This window comes from Carnobacterium sp. 1290_CSPC (genome assembly GCF_001053265.1).
In the GTDB taxonomy this organism is placed as follows: domain Bacteria; phylum Bacillota; class Bacilli; order Lactobacillales; family Aerococcaceae; genus Aerococcus; species Aerococcus urinaeequi.
The window spans coordinates 24217-45345 of sequence record NZ_JVVG01000064.1; the positions used below are offsets into that span (position 1 = coordinate 24217).

The following is a 21129-nucleotide window of genomic DNA, read 5'->3' on the forward strand; positions in this document are numbered from 1 at the left end:
AAGCGAGTAAGCGCTAAAGTGCAAACTCTCTCATAAACTTATTTCTGAAATGGCACGAGTCTGATATTTGGAGCCGATTAAAGGTGAGAGAGCCAATTACAAGTTCTGGCACAAACTATTCATTACGTACTCAAAAAAAGAGGTCAGAATCATTCGACAACGATTCTGACCTCTTTCTTTTAATTAAAATATTAGACGCAAATCTGGAACCCACTCTAAAACGCCCAAATTACTGTTTTATCAACTATTCAAACACTTGTATCTAGCTCTAACTATCAAACGAAAAAGGAAGCTCTTGCGGTCAATCACCACAATCACTTCCTTTATTATTTACCTTCTATTTAGCATAGCGACTTTCTTTGAAGTCTAAGCCCAAGTGGTCACGTAATGTGTCCCCTTCATATTCGTATGAGTAGTAGCCACGTTCTGCAATCTTAGACAATACATTGTCGAAGAATTCGTCGTAAGCATCCCCAAATACTTGCTCATTTAACATGAATCCATCTGCTGCGTCATTTTCCAACCAGTAGATTAATTTGTCCGCTAATTCATCATATGTACCGTAGAAGTTTCCTTTTGGTGTAGCCGTTTGTAGGGCTACTTCACGTAAGGTTAAGTTCTCTTCTTTGGCTTGCACTTTGATCGCGTCACTTGTTGAACGGAATCCGTCAGATCCTACTTCTCCTAAGTCTGGGAATGGTGCATCCGGATCGTATTGTTTGAAGTCGTGGTGGTCGAAGAAGCGTGCTAAGTAATCTAGCGCTTCATCCAAGCTGATTAATTCTTGTAATTTCTCATAGTTAGCAGCAACTTCTTCTTCAGTCGCACCAGTAATTGGTGATAATGATGGCAAAATAACCACTTTTTCTGGGTCACGGCCGTTGGCTCTTACAGCGTCTTTAACAGCTTTGTAGTACTCTTGTGCTTTTTCCAAGGTGCCAGCTGCATTAAAAATCACTTCACCATGCTTAGCTGCAAACTCGATCCCTTTAGGACTTGCACCCGCTTGGAAAATAACCGGTTGACCTTGCGGAGTACGTTGGATGTTTAAAGGTCCTTTTGAATTGAAGAATTCGCCTTTATGGTTTAAAACATGTACTTTGTCTTTATCGTAGAAGACACCTGTTTCACGGTCACGAACAAAGGCGTCATCATCAAATGAATCCCATAATCCTTTAGTGACTTCTAAGTATTCGTTGGCCATATCATAACGTAAGTCATGCTCTGGATGGTTACCCTTGTTGTAGTTGCCTGCAGACCCTTGTAATGGTGAAGTTACCACATTCCAACCAGCACGCCCCTTGGAAATAATATCTAATGACGCGAATTGGCGAGCTACGTTATAAGGCTCAGAATAAGTAGTTGATAAAGTCCCAACTAAACCAATTTTCGAAGTAATTGGCGCTAGAGCTGATAATAAAGCGATTGGTTCAAAACGGTTTACAAAGTGGGGAATTGATTTTTCATCGATGTATAAACCATCTGCGATGAAGACGAAATCCGCCCCATTTTTCTCAGCTTTTTTCGTTAAATTGACATAGTGGTCAAAATTGATTGACGCGTCAGGTTCAACATCTTCAGACTTCCAAGAGTTCATGTGAGCGCCAGCGCCGAATAGTAATACACCTAGTTTTAATTGTTTTTTAGTCATGAAAATCTTCCTTTCTTTCTATTAAATGTCTTATAAAATAGCTTGATTAATCAAAAATCCTATTCCGCTTCTCTAGATTGGGTAATGTCTACCCCGAAGTATTCATTTGAAATCTCTGCCAAAGTTCCATCTTCACTTAAAGTTTGAAGGGCTGCATTAAAGTCCGCAATGATTTGTTGGTTTTCTTCCGTATCTTTGAATGGGAAGCCAACTGGTTTTTCACCGAAAGTTTCATCAATCATCCGTAAATCAAGATCGCGATTTTTAATTTGCGCAGTCAATTCTTCGTAGCCATTGACATAACCTTTCACCTTGCCTGATTGAATATTGGCAACCGCAACTGCCATACTTTCTACAAATTCAAGTCCGATTTGATCTTCAGTATCATATTCTTTCAACACTTCCGCATAGTTAGACCCAACAACTGCATTCACAGATTCGCCCGCCAAGTCTTCAAGGGTGTTGGTTTCCGTATCATCAGATGCTACTGCAATCCCGGTAGACGCATAGAAGTAGTTATCTGTATACACATAAGACTCCCGACGTTCCGGCGTATTGGCGAAGTTAACAGCGGTATCTGCCTTTCCAGCTTGCAGTGCTGCAACAACACCAGACCAGTCAGACAAGGCCCATTCAATTTCGTAGCCCGCTTCCTCTGCTACTGCTTCAGCAACCTCTACAGAGAATCCTTTCAGTTCATCCCCTTCTTGATAATGTTGCGGATACCCATCTGGAGATGCTGCAATTGTCACTGTTTTATCTGCAGACCCGCTGTTTAAACTCGTCGCTTCTTCCCCTGCAGATGCCCCGCATGCAGCTAAGACCAAAGCCGAGGCCAATCCAATACCCAATAACTTAAACTTTTTCATCGTTTTTCCTCCTCTTATCTGGTATATGGTACGGCTAGGCGTTTCTCATACCAGTTTTGTAATAGTGAATATAGAATGGTGAGGGCCCAGTAAATCAAGGCCACTGCGAAATAGGCTTCAAAGAACTTCAATGAATTTGAAGCGAATAATTTCCCTTGGGCAAGCAACTCGACGACCCCAATGGTGAAGGCTAGTGACGAATTCTTCAGTAAGCCAACGAAGGTATTCCCTGTTCCTGGAATGGCGTTACGAACGGCTTGCGGTAGGACGATTCCTCGCAATGTTTGCCCGTAAGTCAAGCCCACCGTCATAGCCGCTTCCACCTGACCCTCGTCCACAGAAACCAAGGCAGCCCGGAATACCTCAGCTAAGTAGGCTGCTGTATTCAAGGAGAAAGTCAAGATTGAGGCCGCTTCAGCCGACATCCCTGTTGCAATAGGTAGAATCTGTGGTAACCCAAAGTAAATCAATAATAACTGGACAATGGGCGGCGTCCCTCGGAAAAAGGACATGATCACTTGGATAATCTGGGTCAGTACGGGCACTTTATTAACCAAAACCACCGCGAATATGCCCCCAATGACAACGGCAATCGCCATAGAAGCCAAGGTCAGGTACAAGGTAATGGGCAAATAGCCTAGTAAATCTGGCAATATTTCCAACATATAGGCAAAATCAAAGGTCATATTAGCCTCCTATTCTAACGGCATTACGTTGTAAAAATTGAATCGTCCGCTCATGTTGCGGATTTTCTAAGACGGCTTCAGGTACGCCTGATTCAACAATGTAACCGTCTGACATGAAGACGACTTTATCCGCCACTTCTTTAGCGAAATTCATTTCATGGGTCACGATAATCATCGTTGCTTGCTCGTCTCTGGCAATGTCAGAAATAACCTGTAGTACTTCAGCTACCCATTCCGGATCAAGCGATGAAGTTGGTTCGTCGAACAAAATAACTTTTGGATTGACCGCAACCGCTCGGGCAATACCCACACGTTGTTGCTGTCCTCCTGATAAAGTGACTGGATATTTGTCTGCCTTGTCTGCTAAACCTACTTTTTCAAGTAAAGCCAACCCTTTTTCCTTAGCAGCAACTTTTGAAAATCCTTGCGCCACCTCAAGGGCATAAGTCACGTTTTCAAGCACTGTTTTATTTTTAAATAAGTTGTAGTGCTGGAAGACCATCGAAGTTTGTTTTCTCAATTCAGCCACAGTTTTTTTCGTCGCCTTCTTAGTATCCACGGCCACATCCCCAATGCGAATAACCCCACCGTTCGGTTCTTCTAGGTAGTTTAAGCATCTAAGCAAGGTCGATTTCCCTGACCCTGATGGTCCGATAATGGCCACCACTTCGCCGGCTCCAACTTCAAAGGAAATATCCTTTAAGACCTGGGTCCCAGAAAAGTCCTTTTGTAAGTGTTCAATTTCAATCATATTATTACTATTATTGTTCGTCATATGTCGCTCATCCTCATTATTGTATGCATATTATCTTCGCTTGTGTTGACTGTTTAAGTCCTTTTTTGGGTAAAATAAAAACCCCTCCCAATAGGCACTAGTCCTATCAAGAAGGGATGACTGGTCAACAATCATGGTTCCACCCTTTTTCATATTGCCCTCGCAGACAATATCTCAGTCAGTAAATACTGACAGGCATAACGGCCCCACCCGTCCAACCAGCTTTCACTGGCAGGATGCTCCAAGCGCACTTCCATTACCTGTATCCATCTGCTCTCATCAACACAGACTTTCTGTCCAATACATGAGTAATTACTCTTCTCTTCATCGCATTTCGTGATTAAAAAAATGTCTTTTGCTTGAAGTCAATTTAACAAACCCGAACACCTTAGACAAGATTACTGCCTAGGGAAAACAAGCTTCGTTTAGCATTTTTATTTTTAAATCTAGATAAAAATGCGTCTTAAAAGCTGATATTTAGCGGATTCTAACCAAGTACACATAGACTTATAATCGTAAATAACTATCAAAAATGATTAAAAAGCTAGTCAAATGATCACGAAATTCATTGAATTTCAATACAATATTTGTATTAAATCCGTGAATGTAAGCCTTTAAAAGATGCGCATCCTTTTTTTCATTCCAACAAAAAACGAAACTACCCTAGTCTTTACCAGCAGTAGTTCCGTCAGTTTGTATTGGTTTTATGCAATCACAATGAGCACATTTTCAAAGGAATTGCCCTTTTGCCATTAAGGGACAATAGGCACCCCAATTTGTTCACGTAGGGTCGTACCTGGGTACTCTGTCCGATAAATTCCACGGTCTTGAAGGATTGGCACGACTTCATTGACGAACCGTTCAAAGGCACCTGGAATATCGCCAGCGATGATAAAGCCGTCAACGGCATCCGCTTCAACCCAGCGTTGGATTTCGTCAGCGATGTCTTCAGCTGTCCCAATAAAGTTTGGACGAGTCACCGCTTGTTCCAAGGCTACTTGACGTAAGGTTTGGTTTTCTTCCTTAGCGCGTTTCTTGATGTAGTCTGTTGTCGAACGGAAGGCGTCTTTTCCGATATCGCCTAAATCTGGGAACGGTGCATCTAGGTCATAACCTGAGAAGTCGTAGTCATCGAAGTAGCGGGCTAGGTATTTCACTGCATTCTCAATTGGAATCAAGCTGGCAAATTCAGTATAAGCTGCCTCAGCATCTTCCAAAGTATCTCCTACAAGTGGGTTGATGCCAGGGTACACCTTGACCTCTTCAGGATTACGGCCAGCTGCTTTAGCCCGTGCTTTAATGTCATCATAGAAGGCTTTTACTTCTTCTAAAGAATTGGCATGGGTGAAAATCGCTTCCGCGTTCCCTGCCGCAAAGGCCCGCCCAGAATCTGATGATCCCGCTTGGAAAACGAGTGGTTCCCCTTGAGGTGAACGGCCAATGTTTAAGGGACCAGCCACTTGGAAATACTCTCCTTCATAGTTTAAACGGTGCAGTTTCTCAGGATCAAAGTATTGGCCTGTTTCCTTGTTTCTAGGGAAGGCATCCGGTTCCCAAGACCGCCATAAACCACGCACAACGTCTAAATGTTCTTGTGCGATTTTATAGCGTTCACCGTGAGGCGGTAGCGTCCGGTTGTTGAAGTTCTCAGCCACCCCTGCTTGTGGTGTCGTCACCAGGTTCCACCCAGCACGGCCATTAGACAAGTGGTCTAGCGATAGCAATTGACGTGAAATAGTGAAAGGATCTGTATAGGTTGTTGAGAAAGTCCCCACTAAACCAATATTTTCAGTCACAGCCGCTAAACTAGATAATAAGGTAATCGGTTCAAAACGGTTTAAGAAATGAGGAATTGACTTCTCAGAAATATATAAACCATCTGCGATAAAGACGAAATCAAATAGTCCTTTCTCTGCTAATTGCGCCCGCGTCTTATAAAAGTTTAAGTTTGTGCTGGCTGTTTCATCTACTTGCGGATGACGCCAACCATCTGTTGTGCCACCGATACCATGTAAAATTGCCCCAAAATGTACTTGTTTAGTCATATTACTTCACTCCTATTCCAGCTGCTTTTAGCCCATTCACCACATGTTCCAACCCTAAATCAATAATGCCTTGGTATTGCTTACTGTTTTTTTGACCAATTTCAACTACCGGCACATAAGAGACCCCGTATTTGGCATTCAAAATGTCTCTAAATTGGTCGTTTTCTGTCACGTCAATCAATTCATATGAAAGGTTTTCCTCTTTTAAGTAATCTTTGATTTCCTGGCAATAATGACAGCCTTGCTTGGCCCATAAAACGATATTTACTGCTTGTTGTTTGTCTGACATTCTTATCCTATCCTCCTTTAATTTCCCCTGCTAAGGCTTCAATAATCTCGAATTTCTTAGCGTAGGGGATGCCGATCGTATGAATCACAAAGTGGTCGGTATTAAATCTCTTTGAAAAATCGTCTAGTTGCGCTTCTACCTGACTGGCCGTACCAACAAAGGCGCCGACTTGTTTTTCAAGGATTTTTGCGTCCTCAGCTTGGTGCAGGTCAGCATATTCTTCAGCGGCCGCTTGTTTGTTGAAGTTGACCCTTTTGCCAGAATTCAAGACCACCGTATAGGCAGCTTGTTCAGCTAGGTATTCTTTACCTTCGTCCGGGTCGTCCGTGATATAAACAATGACGGCAATTTTAAAGTCCCCTGATCCTTGATAAGCGGCTCTCGTTTTGCCAAGCGCTTCAAGATTTGCATTGGCAAAGTAAGGATAGACTAGGCCGGTATCCTGAGTGGTCGCTAATTTGGCACTTTCTTGACTACCCCCAAGCAACTCGATGGTAAAGTCCGAACCAATTGCCGGTTGCAAGTCATAGTTTTCAGTCGCATAGGGATGGTCGGCCGGGAAATTATTGCGGATAAAACGGGTGACTTCGATAAATTTATCATCGAAAGATTGGACCGGTTTGATAAAGTCTCGTTGTAGGATCTCAACCGCCTCATCCTTACCACCTTGGGCCTTACCCAGCCCTAAAATCACCCGACCTGGCGCTAGTTGGTGGAGGAGACTGAACGACTCCGCCACTTTATATGGGACGTAATGTTGCAACATGACCCCACCAGATCCTACGCGAATCTTGTCCGTCTTGGCTAAGATGTAACCCACCAAAATTTCTGGTGCCGCACTAGCAATCTCTTTAGTGAAATGGTGTTCCGCCACCACAAAGCTGTCATAGCCCAACGCTTCTGCCTTCTGGGCAAACGCAACCGTCTTCTTCAGCGTCGACTGAGCGGTTTCACCTTCATAAATAATGTTTTGATCTAATAAACTTAAACTTAAAGCCATTCACTTACCCCCAATTCTTTCCAACTACCACCGTGTGTCCTTTTTTTGAAAAATAAAAGCCCCTCCCTAATAAACAGTCTTGTCTATTAAGAAGGGGCGAAGAGTCAACGTTCGCGGTGCCACCCTTGTTCAAACTGCCCTCGCGAGCAATTTCTCATCCAGTAAATCTATACTAGAAAATTTAACGGTTCCACCCGTCTAACCAGCTTTCACTGGCTAGATGCTCAAAGGTCATTTTCATTACTGGTAAGCATCTGCTCTCATCAACTACAGACTTTCTGTGTCTTACCGCCATAATTACTCTACTCATCCACGCACTAGTTTATTTGAATATTTACTTATATTTGCTTTTATTGCTATCTGGACTTGCAATAAATTTGCTTGCACTCAATCTAACAAATTCCACTCACTAGCATCAACCTTACCGCCTAGCACTAAAATTTCCAGATCTCTTTTTGGACAAAATGGCGACACATTAAAAAATCTAGGAAAAGCCTTTGATCATCAAGCTTTTCACATCAATGTAATTTTTCCATAATCGCTAACCACTATCATCATTGATATGGAAGTAGGACAGACACAGACAGAAAATAAGAATTTTAAATACAATCATTGTACAAAACGCCATTTCTCATCAAATCGAAAATTCTAACAATGTGATTAAATCAGCCTTTCTAATCAAATCAATTGAAACCGGGTCCTAACCTTCCAGATATCGTTTGACCGATTTTGATTTTCTGCACACAAATATTGCCTTTTGCTGTTATCACTTTTATCGATATCCATTGATTGATAAATGCTTGAGCAAATTCCCCCACTAGAACCACCTACTCAGTTACAATTCTCTATAATGATTATGCAATTATTTAAATAGATACATAAACTAATCAACCAATTTCTAGAAATGAGGATGTCAGATGCGAATTGCCATAGTAGGTTTTGGGATTGCGGGTGCCAGCACCCTAATCCAATTAAGTAAACAGTTTGATTTAAATGCCGCTACCGACCAAGTAGATGTCTATGAAACACGCCCACGTTTAGGTGCAGGTGCCCCGTATGCGGAGGATGATGATGCCACAGTCATCAACTCCTTCCCGCGGTCATTGTCCCTTGATGACGATAACAACGAGGACTTTATCAACTGGACCAAGGTCAACTATCCGGCAATCGATATCGACAATGTCTTTGCCCCGCGAACCATTTACGGTGAGTACGTGGAAGAATATCTCAAACCCTATTTAGCCAAGGATTACGTCCGTCATATCCAAGCCAAAGTCACCGATTTTCAAGTCGTAGACGCAGACGGGACACCCCTTTACCAGCGACCAATCGAAGATGGCTTAGCTTATCAAGTCTTTACGTCCGAAAATGGTTGGTCTCAGATTTACGACGCGGTCTTTTTTGCCATCGGCCACCCGCCCTACCTAGACCCATATCAATTGGACGGCCAAGCCAACTACATTCAAGACCCTTACCCATTGCGGGAAAAATTGGAGGCAACTAAAGGTAAGCGTCGAATTGGGATTGTGGGCTCTGGTTTAACAACTATCGACTTGATCAATTACTGCAACAAGTATGATTTATTTGCCGACCAAGAAGTGACGGTCTACTTTCGCCACGAACCCTTCCGGTCAGTGATCCAACCTGACGCTAACGAAGACTATATCCAATCCATCGACGATGAATGGATTGAGACACAAAGAGCAGTCAACAAAGGGGCTATCCCGATTCAAGTCGTCATCAACCAAGTCAAGGCCGACTTAAAGGCCAACGGTATTGACTACAGCCGGGTATGGGCCAACTTCAATACAGGTTCAGTCGCTACCGTCACCAAGGCCATCCGCCAAGATGACCCTGATTACCGTCGTTTCCAAGGATTTTTCCGAGCTTTCTACCCAGTTCTCCATCAAATGATGGGGGCCCTAGATGCTGCCGGTAAAGACTATTTCTACAAGGATCTAGGCGCCTTCTTCCGCATGCTGTATTCACAAGCCCCAGCTGCTTCCATTAGTATGATCTTAAACTTAGTAGCCCAAGGCAAACTGAAATTAGTTTCTGGCTTATCTGATATCCAACCCTTGGAAAATGGCCAGTTCCACCTTTACGCTAACGGAATCCGCCACAAGGCAGATGTCTTAATCAACGCCACTGGCTTCAATAGTCGTTTAAGTCAGGCAAAAGACACTGACCCGTTACTGGGTAATTTGATCCGCCGTAATTTAATCCTGCCTGACAACCGGGACAATATTTTAGCGGCTTACCCAAGCGCGACGCCATTAAACCCTAACTACCAAATCCTAGACAATGTCTACTTCCTAGGTAGCTGGATTGCTTCAACCCAAGGGCCGAACACGTCCGTTGCCCTGGCCAAGAAACAAACCCAAATCGCCGTCACTGACTTCTACCAACAAGTCAATAGACACCAGTAATTTACTATTTTTCCATGCAAAAAGGACTTGCACCCTCAAGCTAAGTGAGCGGCGCAAGTCCCTTTATTGTGTCTCATATTTTATTGAGATTAGTCGGTTTTACTAAACAAGCTTATTAGTCAACCATTGCGAACAAGTCATTCAATCCTTCAGCTAAAGTAGGGTGGGTATAGATTTGGTCACGTAAAGTTGTGTATGGTAAGCGGGCATTCATGGCAACGGTAATGATATTGATGATTTCATGGGCACCTTCACCAAATAAACGAACCCCTAAGATTTCATTGGTTTTCGCATCGATGACCGCTTTAAATACGCCAGTAGTTCGGCTGATTACTTTCGCTTTTGGAATATTCACCACTGGTAACGAGGCCACTTTCACCTCATAACCAGCTTCCTTAGCCGCCGTTTCAGTTATACCAGCTGATGCAAATGATGGTTCAATAAAGGTTGCTGTTGGAATCACTGAACGACTTTCAAGGTTGTAGCTACCGTCCCCAAAGATGAAGTCTTTCAAAATCCGGTTATCATATAGTGAAACATAGGTAAATTGGGGTCCACCCTTAACGTCACCAACCGCGAAGATGTGGTCTTTGGTCGTTTGTAAGTGTTTATTGACCTGGATTTCACCACGATCATTCACTTCAACGCCCGCTTTATCCAATTGTAGACTTGCCGTATTGGCGTGACGGCCAACAGATACTAGCACAGCTTCAGATTGGATGCTTTCTTCTTTTCCATCTAGTTCAACTGTCAAAATGGCTTGGTCACCCTCAACTTGAGCAGCAGTTGTATTAGCATTAAAGACGAATTCAATCCCTTGATCTTGTAAAGCTTCTAAGACTACGTCCGCTACATCACGGTCTTCAGATTTTAAGAAAGTGGATGCATCGCTGTTAGATAAGACTTTCACTTTAGCACCAAATTGGTTAAACATAGAAGCAAATTCTAAGCCAATAAAACCGTCCCCAATAATAGTTAAGCTTGCTGGGTAGTCTTCTTGGTCCATCAAGGTTTCAGAAGTATAGAAAGGTGCACCAGCTTCTAATAAGTCGCCTAAACCGTCAATATTACCTGGTACATTTGGCCGCGCACCAGTGTTCACAATAATGCGGTCAGCTGATAATTGAATCGTTTGACCATCGTCACCCTTAATTTCAACAGTATGTTCATCAACGAAATAGGCCGTACCATCGATCACTTGACCATTTTCTAAGTCAGCGACTTTATGGTAGTTAGCATTATTCAACTTACTGATTAAGTCTTTTTTCGCTCGGACTGCACTTCCATAATAAGTCCTATTATCTGCGTCTTCTGGTTTACGTTCTGCTGCTGTAATGAGATGTTTAGACGGCAAGCAGGCTACATTGATACAGGTACCACCGTACATTTTAGGTGAAGATTCAATCAAGGCTACAGTTTCCCCTGACTTGGCTAAGGTACCAGCAATCGTTTTGCCTGCTTTACCAAAACCAATAATGATGTTATCAAATTTTTCCATCTATAAATCTTCCTTTCGATTGGTCACTTTTATATATATTAGTATATGATTTTTGACATTTTTTCCAAAACGATATGCACTGGGTTAAAACGATCACTGGCAATTAAATTTTACTTTTTGCAAATAAATCGCTATCATTATCTCATATGCATACAAAAAACGCCCGATGCACATAGATGGGCTTAAACAATGAAATAAGGGAGTGATTAGATGACATTATTACTGAATGTCAAAGACATCCGAGGGTTGGTCGATATGGCAGAGACCGTCAACATTGTCGAAAGAACCTATCATGAAATGGGTCAAGGCAAGGTTATCAACCCAAGTAAGGTGAATTTAGACTTAGGTGAAACGGGTAATTACCCCTTCTACGACGGCTTTATGAATGCCATGCCAGCCTATATCGACTGGTTAAACATGGCTGGAATGAAGTGGATTGGTGGCTTTTATGGCGGTCGCCGAGCAGCCGGATTCCCCTACATGACAGGGATGATCCTCTTGTTAGACCCACATGTGGGGCGGTTCTTATCCGCTATGGACGGGGCTTATATTACAAACCTTAGAACAGGTGCTCAAACCGCTGTCGCCCTATCATACTTTAACCTAGGTGAATCCATCTCACTGGGTATGTTTGGTGCTGGTACCCAGGCCAGAACCCAGGTGATTGCCATCACTAAACGTTACAAAATCAACCGTCTAGTCGTATGGAACCACCGCCGTTCAACAGCAGAAGCTTTTAAAGAGGACATCGCCCACCTTATCGATGGTGAAGTTATCATTGCGGATAAACCTGAAGACGCCACAGATAATGACGTGCTGATTACGGTCACAGGAGCTACCGCACCCTTTATCACAGGTGACATGATCAAACCGGGTACCATCATCATGCCAATGGGGTCACGTGGCGAAATCACAGACGATATCATCATTAACGCCGATCATATTTATGTAGACCACAGAGCTCAAGCCCTTCATCGAGGTGCTTTAAAGAGCCTAAATGATGCTGGCCATATCTCAGAAGCTAATATCACAGCTGACTTTGGTCAACTGGCAACAGGCGAAATCTCCCCTCAACACAATGACAAAACAACCACTATTGTCATACCAATCGGTATTGGAGCATTGGATGTAGCTGTTGCAGGGCACGTCTACCACAAAGCCAAGGTCCAAGGCCTCGGCCAACAATTCGACTTCGACCTCCTAGGCGGAGACAATACCATCAATTACATGGAACCAGACTTGGAAAAATAATAACCATAGCTAAGCTAGCAACCAAAAAGGGGCGTGACCAATCATCACACCCCTTTTTGTGTATCATATTTATTCAAATTCACACCTAATGTTGAATACTCGCCCTTGTTCATGTGTCTTGTATTGCAATTTAAAACTTTTTTCTGACATAGCTTTAAATGTTATTCCTTTTCCCACGCAACAAGCGTAAACCATTCAAGATAACTAAAATTGTTGAGCCTTCATGGAAAAGGACGCCAAGAGCAATATCTGCAATGCCCATAAAATTCAAGATGACTAAAACGAGCACAACAAACATTGAAAAGGCCATATTCTGCCAAGTAATTCGGTTTAAATCTTTGGATACTTGGTGGGCATAAGTCAATTTGTCCAGGTCATTAGCCATCACAACAACATCAGCAACGTCAATTGCCACATCCGTTCCGTCACCCATAGCGAAACCAATATCTGCTTGCACTAGAGCTGGCGCGTCATTGACCCCGTCACCTGTCATCCCAACTTGTCCGTATTCAGCTTGTAAGTCTTTAACAATTTGGGCCTTCTCTTCAGGTAAAACATTGGCCACAACTTGGTCAATCCCCACTTGATTAGCGACTGCCTGCCCAGTCACCTGGTTGTCCCCCGTGATCATGACAGTATGAACGTCCGCTTGGTGGAGGTAGTCGATGGCTGCTTTAGCCGCTTGGTTTGGCGTATCCATCATAGCTATGTAGCCGATAACTGCATCGTCTTTTGCGATATAAACCACCGTTTTCCCCTCCGCCGACAATTCGTCTGTGTGCGCCTTGATTTTGTCTGGAACGACCTCAAAAATTGATGGCTTACCGATTTGATAAGTGTGGCCAGCGTAGGTCCCACTCAGCCCTTTTCCAAGGTCATTCGTCACTTCAATCGGGTCGGTTAAGGGTTTTGTGTGGGCTTTAAATTCTTGCAAAATGGCACGGGCTAATGGATGGTTGGATTGACTTTCCATCGCGACAACTACTGGCAAGATTGCTTCGTCTTGGATTCCGTCAACAAAAAAGTAGTCGGTCACTTCGGGTTCACCCTTGGTCAAGGTGCCGGTTTTATCAAAGGCAATGGCTTTTAAATCAATCAGATTCGATAGGTAAGCGCCACCTTTGAATAGGACGCCATGGCGTGCCAAGTTTGAAATGGCCGATAGGGTTGCCGGCACTGCTGAAGCGGCCAAGGCACATGGTGAGGCGGAAATTAAGAATATAAGTCCACGGTACCAAGCCTCTGCCCATTCCCAGCCGAAGATCCAAGGACCTAGAAGGACTATAAATGGGAAAATGGCCAGGACGGTTGTGACATAGATTGGTTCGATTTTCTTAATTTTAGTGGCAGCTGGTGTCAAATTGGCTTGGGACGCTTCCACCATTTGCAGGATTTTCGCAAAGACGGTTTCATCCGGATTCTTCGTGACTTCAACCACAATAGCGTGGTCCCCGTTAATGGTCGCCCCAAATACCTCGTCACCTACTGTTTTTTCTTTAGGCATTGATTCGCCATTGATAGAGGCTTCGTTGATGACAGTAGCCCCTTTGACAATTCGGCCATCAGTAGGGATTTGACCCCCATTTAAGACTTGGACTTGGTCACCGATTTGCAGTTGGTCAACTGCCACGTTTTGGGTTGAACCATCAGCCTGTAATAGTAAGGCTTCAGTTGGGTTCAAATTCATCAGGTTGGTAATTTCACGTCGCGACCGCCCTTCCGCATAATCTTCTAGAAAGTGAGCACCCGCGAAAATTAAAATTAATAGGGCTGCTTCATAGAAAGAGCCAATTAATAAAGCGCCAACTGCCGCCAGCCCCATCAATAAGTGGATATTGGGTTTGAATTTACCAGCGGACATGGTGTCTCGAATAGTATCACCAAAGCCCTCACCTAACACGTGGTAGCCAGAAAGGATAACGGATAATACCATAAGGATATTACCTATAGAACTTTGCCAGTTACCGATGATTAATCCAAGTACAAAGGCAATCAATCCTAGTATATATAGTCTCGCAGCTAGTTTGGTATCATGTTCACCATGGTTATGACCATGGTGAACATGATTTTTTTCTTCCGTATGACAATCTCTATTTTCAGTCATCATGTCCGCTCCTTTTTTATCATTTCACTTACTATATACAAGTTTATATGAATACTCATTCATATACTTCGCTATCATTATACCACACCTATATGAAAAATAAATCATATTACATAGAAAATATATACTATAGGAGAATTGAAATTTGCTATAATAGTTGTTGACGCATTTTTGAGGAGGTGAAAATAAATGACATTTGAACAAATCTTACCTAAATTCCGCCAAGGTGCACACATCATCCGTGATGGTTGGGGTGGCGCAGAAGAGTACGTAAAATTAGTTGACCCAAAAGAATTTGAAGGTCAAGCAATTACGCCCTATTTCCTAATTTCAGTTGCTGGCGAGGGCTTCTCAATGTTCCAACCAACTGTATGCGATATCCTTGCTGAAGACTGGTCTATCGTTTCTGACTAGTAACGCACACATAACTTACACAATAGAAAGGAAGCAGATACTTGGACACATCCTACACTGACTATCCTAAACTCCCCGCCCAATTAAAGGTTATCGTTACAGGAGGCATGTCTGGTATTGGTAGCAGTCAGGTACAACACTTTTTAGAAAAAGGCCATCGCGTTTTGGCTGTCGATCTTAAGGAAGATGCAGAGTTGGTTAATAAATGGACTACTAGCTACCCGGAAAACTTTAGCTTTCGCAAAGCGGATTGTAGCGATTTAATGGCAGTAACTATCCTTTTTCAAGAATTAAAAACTTCTTGGAACGTCATTGATGTACTATGTAATACAGCCGGCGTCCTTGACGATTACAAACCTTTAGATCAAACGGACCCAACAACCTGGCAAACGATTATTTCTAGTAATTTACAAGTTGTTTATAATATGACCAAGGCGGCTCTACCATACTTATTAACCAATCCTACTTCTCGCTTGATCAATATGGCTTCGATCGCGGGCTTAACGGCTGGTGGTGGCGGGATTGCTTATACAACAGCTAAGCATGCTATCGTCGGCTTTACTAAACAGATGGCCTACGACTATGCGGGGCAAGGGTTAGTGGCGAACGCCATTGCGCCTGGTGCCATCATGACGCCAATGAACCAAGCTGATTTTGTGGGTGATAGTCCCATGGCCGACCAAGTGATGGCTCAAACACCCGCTAAACGGTGGGCAAGTCCTGATGAAGTGGCAGCCCTGACCCTATTTCTAGCCAGCGACCAGGCAGCTTACATGCAGGGCAATACCATACCTGTCGACGGCGGTTGGCTGATTCGGTAACTTTCTACATATATAAAATCACAAATCCAACATCACAAATTACACTAAAATTGCGACACTTCGGTAGAGTACTACTCACTGGTGTCAGTGTCCTTTGGTCGCAATTGCACACTAGGCCTAGCCTATAAAGGAGACTTAAATGAATAACGCAAATGATACAATCACCCCTTCACGTTTTACCACTCTAGATATGACTAAGATTGCCGTTGTGGCAGCCTTATACGTGGTCATCACCCTAGTCATCGCGCCGATTTCTTACGGCCCCGTTCAATTCCGGATTTCTGAATCTCTAAACTTCCTAGCCCTTCACAATAAACGCTATATCTGGGCAGTTTCTATCGGTGTTTTCATCGCCAACTTCCTGACTTACGGCCCAATCGACATGATCGTCGGCTCTGTTTCAACCTTTATCTTTCTATACATTGGTCGCTGGTTAGGTGATCATCTTGTTAAAATGGCCAAGCAAGCTCAATTTGACTTATTGCCTGACCAATGGATTCGCTATATTACTTTGACAGTCATTTTCGCCCTATCCATGTTCACAACCACTACAACAATCGTATTAGTCGGTGCCGACGCCGCCTTCTTACCGATATATTTCTCACTAGCCCTGTCTGAATTTGCGGCCATGACCCTTGGTATGTTCATTATGTACCCATTAAGCAAACGAATCGATTTCGACCGCTAACAAGCGGATTCTTTGAATTGCCCTTTTTTGACCTTTATACTATGTAGTAGACAGATGAATATAGAAATTTGATAGAGAAATGAAAGAGTCATTTGAAAAGGAGCGTTTCAAACATGAGAGTACTTGTTATTGGTGCCAATGGTGGCGTATCTCGTCACTTCGCAGATTTTGTAAAAGATTCAGAAACAGTAGAAGAAGTTGCAGCTATTCGTAACTTAGACCAAGCCCCCTTCTTTGAAGAACGCGGGATTGAATCAGTTTACTTAGACTTAACTAAACACACACAAGCAGACATTGAAAAAATTCTGACCGACAATAATATTGATGCAGTGATTTTCTCTGCCGGTGCTGGTGGATCAGGTGACGACATTGTTATGATGGTTGACCTTGATGGCGCTATTAAATCTATGCAGGCAGCTGAGGCAGTTGGTATCAAGCGTTTCGTGATTGTATCTACATTTAGAACTGGTCGCGAGGAAATTGAGAAAGGTGCCTTACGCGTTTATACCACTGCGAAAACTTACGCAGATGAATGGTTGAAATCACGTACCAATTTAGATTGGACCATCGTTCACCCAGGTATTCTACGTGATGAACCAGGTTCTGGAAAAATTACTACCGAACCCCAAGCTGAAATCATTGACGTGGCCCGTCAAAACGTAGCCCAAACCATACTAGCAGTTCTGGAAAATGACAATACTGTTGGTAAAGAATTTGAAGTGGTAGATGGCGATACAGATGTCACAACAGCCGTTCAAAATCTATAAGTATGCACAAGTAAATAAATCAGTAAATAAGTAAAAGGTGCCCGCGAACAAATTCGAAGGCACCTTTTTTCTTATCTAAATTAACATCTGACGTATTTACGTTTAAAACCTATCCGGTCTCTTTCAATTTCCTTTTGAATCGACGCATAAGCATTCAAAGTTTGTGGTTTCTTGTGTTCCCGCTCAATCACTAATTCACCAATTTCTTCCGCTAATGATAGGGCTTTTTCGGATAAAGGAATATAGGATAAGCCAACCGTATAAACAAAGTTGTTCATTGAATGCTTGGTCCGTTCAGGTTGATCATGAATGGTTTCTTTAACTTGTTCCAACATAGCTGACAACTTATCTTTATCAAAATTGTCGTCTTTCAACCGACCTAACAACCAGCAATAAGTTGACCAGCCAGCTGACATCCTCAGCTCCTCGCCAGAAGCAATCCACTTGTCCGCCACTTCTTGGGCGATATCCGCTTCAGATAAGGTCACAGCAACCACCCAATCAGCCAACATAAAGCAGTAAGCTTGGTTGATCCACCGGTCATAATCCGCTTCCGTCATGGCATTAGCGTCCGCAATCACACCTGCAAAGTACATGGCATCATAGTTTCCTGATGCATACAATTCTTCAGCAAGGTCTTGATCGATTCTAATCGCTTTCCGCATGGGTTTCATTGACCCAGTCGTTACCCCAAATAACGGCTCAACCGCCCCATTTGATAGGTACATTTTCTTGGTCCGTTCTTTCCCCAAAGCTTCCAGTTCCGTCATCACTTCAGCGTATTCCATACCCTCACCCTATCTTTCAAGTCGCTAACATCATTTAGTCTTCGCCTTTTATAGCCGTTTAAATTTTACTGCCAGTTAATTTATTGACAATGGGTTCAGCCAGTTTAGCTCTAAAGGTTGAAATCATCGGTCCCGCAAAGAAACCTAAATAAACAGTCATTAAGCCAACCGGACCACCTAATAATAAGGCCATCAGTAAGCATAAAATTTCATGGGCAAAACGGACTTGCGCATAAGAAAATTTACTTTTCTCCTCAACAGTTGGTGCAATCGCATCTAGGGGTGCTGTACCAATTCCGGCCGAAATGTATAAAGATGCACCGAATAGGAATATCGTACCTGCAATGACAGTCAATACAACCCGGATCAATAAATTCATATCACCGTCACCTAAACCTGCCTGATTAAAAAAGAAATCAAAAAATTCCACGATATAACCGACAAAGAACCAGTTAATAATAGTACCCAGGCCAAATTGACTACGGTCAACGAATACTACGGCTAAAAATATAAATACATTAAAAATAACAACTACCGTACCAAAGCGAATGCCAGTTAAGGCCGAAATCCCCATATTCATTGCACTATATGGATCCATCCCCATATCGATCGTCCCAGATAATGAGATGCCAAATGCAATTGCCACACAACCAATAAAGGCCACAATGGCTCGGATCAGTAAATCTTTATTCAAATAATCTTTCATATAATAATCTCCTTTTTAATAATGTCCTTTATAATAATATCCTTTTTGCCGCTACTAAACTTGCATAAACGCGTCTAATTCTTCAAACGTAATTGGGTCGATGTGGCCATGCAAGTAGAAATCAGCGTCCAGTTGACTCAATGTTTGACGTAAGAAAGCCATTTTCTCAGGGTCTAAATAAGAATTGTTGTAGAAGTCCTCAGTAATGGTATCACCAATGAAGGCCACTTTTTCAGACGGAATATAGATAACCATCCCATCTTCAGAGTGCGGATTCACCACTGGGAAAACTTTCACTTCAAGGTTACCTAAATCAATATTCAGCTCACCCTCAAATTCTAAATCAGCTTGTTTTACTTTAATTTGGCTAACTGGATTGTCATACTCAACACGTAGATATTGGTCACAAAAAGCACATTCTTCGCCTGTTTCAAGGCGTTCTTGCATCGCTTCCTCAGTCCACTTCCACTCAGCCATCACCCCTAATTGCGCATTGGTTTTCTTATTCGCTAAGACCGGTGTATCCACCGCATGAATCCCATAAGTATGGTCCCAATGCCAATGGGTAATTAAAGTCATGGCTTCTTTAGGTAATCCTAAGCGTTCAACTTCCTGGTCAAAATTCGTTACATGTCTGGCAGAATTTCCAGCATCAATTCGCAAGGAAAACTTGTCTCCTTTGATATAACCCAGAACTGGGCGGTCCAAATCCCCATCCGCCGGCATATAATACACACGTTCTGTTAATTGCTTTAATTGTCTCATCCTTTAGCTCGTCTCCTTTTCAATCAATTCATTATAACAAAATTTACAATCTTCCAATACCCCTAGAAATTTTACCCATATAAAAAAGGCTACAACATTTACGTCATAACCCTTTTTACTAATATCGGAATCTTCTTACGCACAAACAACCGTATGTCACTGCGTTCCGGCGGCTGTTCCACAAAAATCAAACTCTTCCTAATGCGTTAGAGGCGTCGAGTCATAACGACTTTTGTCGCACCACCTATTATAAGCTAGCGATTTTCTCTTTGTCTGCGTCGCTCAAGTTAAAGTCGAATACATTCAAGTTGTCTGCTTGGTGGTCTGCGTTATGTGACTTAGGAATCACGACCACACCACGTTCGATTTGGTAGCGTAATAAAACTTGGCCCCAAGTTTTGCCGTATTGTGCACCAATCTCACCCAAGATAGCACGAGAGGCTTCGTCAGTTCCCTTCATTGGCGCCCAAGCTGTGACAACCACATCGTTTTCAGCAGAATATTCAATAATGTCATCGTTCCAAACTTCAACATTTGATTTAATTTGGTTGACCATTGGTTGAATACGCGCGTTATCGATGATGATATCTAATTGGTCTTGGTCGAAGTTAGATACACCAATAGCTTTGATTTTACCTTCGTTATAGGCATTTTCTAAAGCATACCAAGTTTGTAGCATTTCATTCTCATTGTCCCAAGGGTGGTGAATCAAGTATAAGTCAATGTAGTCTGTTTGTAATGCTTCTAGTGAGGCATTTAAAGTCGCTTCAACTTTTTCAGCTGAACCCGCGTGGTCTAAATCACCAGGGATCTTAGATGTGATAAAGAAGTCCTCACGTGGTAAACCAGATTCTTTAATCGCTTTACCAACAGTCGACTCGTTACGGTATGCAACCGCCGTATCAATGGCACGGTACCCTGTTGCAATCGCTGATTGCAATTCAGTCGTATCATCAGTCACTTCACCAAAATAGTCCCCGTCAACCTTACCAAAAGTGTTGGTACCAGTACCTAAAATTGGCATCTCTACGCCATTATTTAACGTTACAAATTCCATCATTACACGCTCCTTATATGCTCTCTATTGAAAAACAACTATCTCATTCACTTGAATATTTGGGTCAATACTTTGCACCACCGGACAATACTTGTGTATCATCTTGGTTGCCCGCTCAGCACGCCCCTGATTTTCCTCAGCCACACTCACATACATAGTAATCGTGATTGCAGTAACTGGTTTGGCACTTTCCTCAGAACGGTCAAAATCAATGGCCACGTCATGGAAAGTATGGTCGATTTTTGAATTATTCAAAATATTCCGATATACACCCGCTGAACAGCCCGCAACCGCCAAGACAAAAGTATTCAAAGGTGAAAAACCAGTTTCCTTATTCAAAGGCCAATTATCCCCATTGACGTTGACCGCCTCAGGACCTAACTCAGCCATATTTAAATGTAAGGTCATCTATTCACTCCTCACTCAGCTAAGGGACTGGTTCATCAGTCCCCTAACTTCTTAATACTTTTATTTAAAGTCGCCCCTTGAGAAAACCGTGTAATTCATTACATGGATGAATCAAGTT

The 21129-nt window shown here is 42.7% G+C and carries 20 protein-coding genes and 1 other annotated feature; of the genes, 6 read left to right on the forward strand and 14 right to left on the reverse strand.

Translation table 11 applies throughout. The features are described 5' to 3' along the window. Window positions 1–337 precede the first annotated feature (337 nt). The 7 genes from AC973_RS05620 to AC973_RS05650 form a co-directional block, all read right to left on the reverse strand. Entirely contained in the window at window positions 338–1651 is a 1314-nt protein-coding gene (locus AC973_RS05620; RefSeq protein WP_048728383.1) for an LLM class flavin-dependent oxidoreductase, read from the reverse strand. A 59-nt stretch (window positions 1652–1710) separates the two neighbouring features. Then, complete coding sequence (locus AC973_RS05625) at window positions 1711–2520, reverse strand: transporter substrate-binding domain-containing protein (RefSeq protein ID WP_048728386.1); 810 nt, start codon at window positions 2518–2520, stop codon at window positions 1711–1713. Between the two features lie 14 nt (window positions 2521–2534). Continuing rightward, window positions 2535–3206, reverse strand: a complete 672-nt coding sequence (locus AC973_RS05630) for an amino acid ABC transporter permease (protein WP_048728389.1) — start codon at window positions 3204–3206, stop codon at window positions 2535–2537. Between the two features lies 1 nt (window position 3207). After that, entirely contained in the window at window positions 3208–3957 is a 750-nt protein-coding gene (locus AC973_RS05635; RefSeq protein WP_048728441.1) for an amino acid ABC transporter ATP-binding protein, read from the reverse strand. A gap of 776 nt (window positions 3958–4733) precedes the next feature. After that, window positions 4734–6026: an LLM class flavin-dependent oxidoreductase gene (locus AC973_RS05640; protein ID WP_003141837.1), complete on the reverse strand. Its 1293-nt coding sequence runs from the start codon at window positions 6024–6026 to the stop codon at window positions 4734–4736. Window position 6027: 1 nt separating this feature from the next. Beyond that, entirely contained in the window at window positions 6028–6315 is a 288-nt protein-coding gene (locus tag AC973_RS05645; RefSeq protein ID WP_048728391.1) for a glutaredoxin family protein, read from the reverse strand. 7 nt (window positions 6316–6322) lie between these two features. After that, window positions 6323–7315 (reverse strand): MsnO8 family LLM class oxidoreductase, encoded by a 993-nt coding sequence (locus AC973_RS05650; RefSeq protein ID WP_048728394.1) that lies wholly within the window; start codon window positions 7313–7315, stop codon window positions 6323–6325. An 89-nt stretch (window positions 7316–7404) separates the two neighbouring features. After that, window positions 7405–7637: a binding site (T-box leader), on the reverse strand. A 595-nt stretch (window positions 7638–8232) separates the two neighbouring features. On the opposite strand from AC973_RS05650, the gene AC973_RS05660 reads away from it, so the two are divergent. After that, entirely contained in the window at window positions 8233–9744 is a 1512-nt protein-coding gene (locus AC973_RS05660) for an FAD/NAD(P)-binding protein (RefSeq protein ID WP_048728399.1), read from the forward strand. A gap of 115 nt (window positions 9745–9859) precedes the next feature. On the opposite strand, the gene AC973_RS05665 is transcribed toward AC973_RS05660, so the two are convergent. Next, window positions 9860–11242, reverse strand: a complete 1383-nt coding sequence (locus AC973_RS05665; RefSeq protein ID WP_048728402.1) for an FAD-dependent oxidoreductase — start codon at window positions 11240–11242, stop codon at window positions 9860–9862. A gap of 210 nt (window positions 11243–11452) precedes the next feature. On the opposite strand from AC973_RS05665, the gene AC973_RS05670 reads away from it, so the two are divergent. Beyond that, window positions 11453–12493 (forward strand): ornithine cyclodeaminase family protein, encoded by a 1041-nt coding sequence (locus AC973_RS05670; protein WP_048728403.1) that lies wholly within the window; start codon window positions 11453–11455, stop codon window positions 12491–12493. Window positions 12494–12647: 154 nt separating this feature from the next. Here AC973_RS05670 and AC973_RS05675 read toward each other — a convergent pair whose 3' ends face one another. Then, window positions 12648–14600, reverse strand: coding sequence for a heavy metal translocating P-type ATPase (locus tag AC973_RS05675; protein ID WP_048728406.1), 1953 nt, complete (start codon window positions 14598–14600; stop codon window positions 12648–12650). Window positions 14601–14786: 186 nt separating this feature from the next. Between AC973_RS05675 and AC973_RS05680 the strand changes: the two genes are divergently transcribed. The 4 genes from AC973_RS05680 (at window position 14787) to AC973_RS05695 (ending at window position 17287) form a co-directional block, all read left to right on the forward strand. Further along, on the forward strand, window positions 14787–15011 hold the full coding sequence (locus AC973_RS05680) for a DUF2829 domain-containing protein (RefSeq protein ID WP_048728409.1): 225 nt from the start codon (window positions 14787–14789) through the stop codon (window positions 15009–15011). A 41-nt stretch (window positions 15012–15052) separates the two neighbouring features. Further along, window positions 15053–15832 carry a 3-oxoacyl-ACP reductase gene (locus AC973_RS05685; protein ID WP_082148247.1) on the forward strand — a complete coding sequence of 260 codons (780 nt, stop codon included), beginning with the start codon at window positions 15053–15055 and terminating at the stop codon, window positions 15830–15832. A gap of 139 nt (window positions 15833–15971) precedes the next feature. Then, on the forward strand, window positions 15972–16520 hold the full coding sequence (locus tag AC973_RS05690) for a QueT transporter family protein (protein ID WP_048728418.1): 549 nt from the start codon (window positions 15972–15974) through the stop codon (window positions 16518–16520). Between the two features lie 113 nt (window positions 16521–16633). Then, window positions 16634–17287 (forward strand): SDR family oxidoreductase, encoded by a 654-nt coding sequence (locus AC973_RS05695; protein WP_048728423.1) that lies wholly within the window; start codon window positions 16634–16636, stop codon window positions 17285–17287. An 80-nt stretch (window positions 17288–17367) separates the two neighbouring features. Here the strand turns inward: AC973_RS05695 and AC973_RS05700 are convergent, their stop codons facing one another. From AC973_RS05700 to AC973_RS05720, 5 genes are all read right to left on the reverse strand, one after another. After that, window positions 17368–18075 carry a DNA alkylation repair protein gene (locus AC973_RS05700; RefSeq protein ID WP_048728428.1) on the reverse strand — a complete coding sequence of 236 codons (708 nt, stop codon included), beginning with the start codon at window positions 18073–18075 and terminating at the stop codon, window positions 17368–17370. 58 nt (window positions 18076–18133) lie between these two features. Continuing rightward, window positions 18134–18781: a YczE/YyaS/YitT family protein gene (locus AC973_RS05705; protein ID WP_048728430.1), complete on the reverse strand. Its 648-nt coding sequence runs from the start codon at window positions 18779–18781 to the stop codon at window positions 18134–18136. 54 nt (window positions 18782–18835) lie between these two features. After that, a complete protein-coding gene (locus AC973_RS05710) occupies window positions 18836–19546 on the reverse strand; it encodes an MBL fold metallo-hydrolase (protein ID WP_048728433.1) in 711 nt (236 codons plus the stop codon). Window positions 19547–19793: 247 nt separating this feature from the next. Further along, window positions 19794–20603, reverse strand: a complete 810-nt coding sequence (locus AC973_RS05715) for an aldo/keto reductase (protein WP_048728435.1) — start codon at window positions 20601–20603, stop codon at window positions 19794–19796. Between the two features lie 24 nt (window positions 20604–20627). Continuing rightward, window positions 20628–21011, reverse strand: coding sequence for an OsmC family protein (locus tag AC973_RS05720; protein WP_048728438.1), 384 nt, complete (start codon window positions 21009–21011; stop codon window positions 20628–20630). Between the last annotated feature and the right edge of the window lie 118 nt (window positions 21012–21129).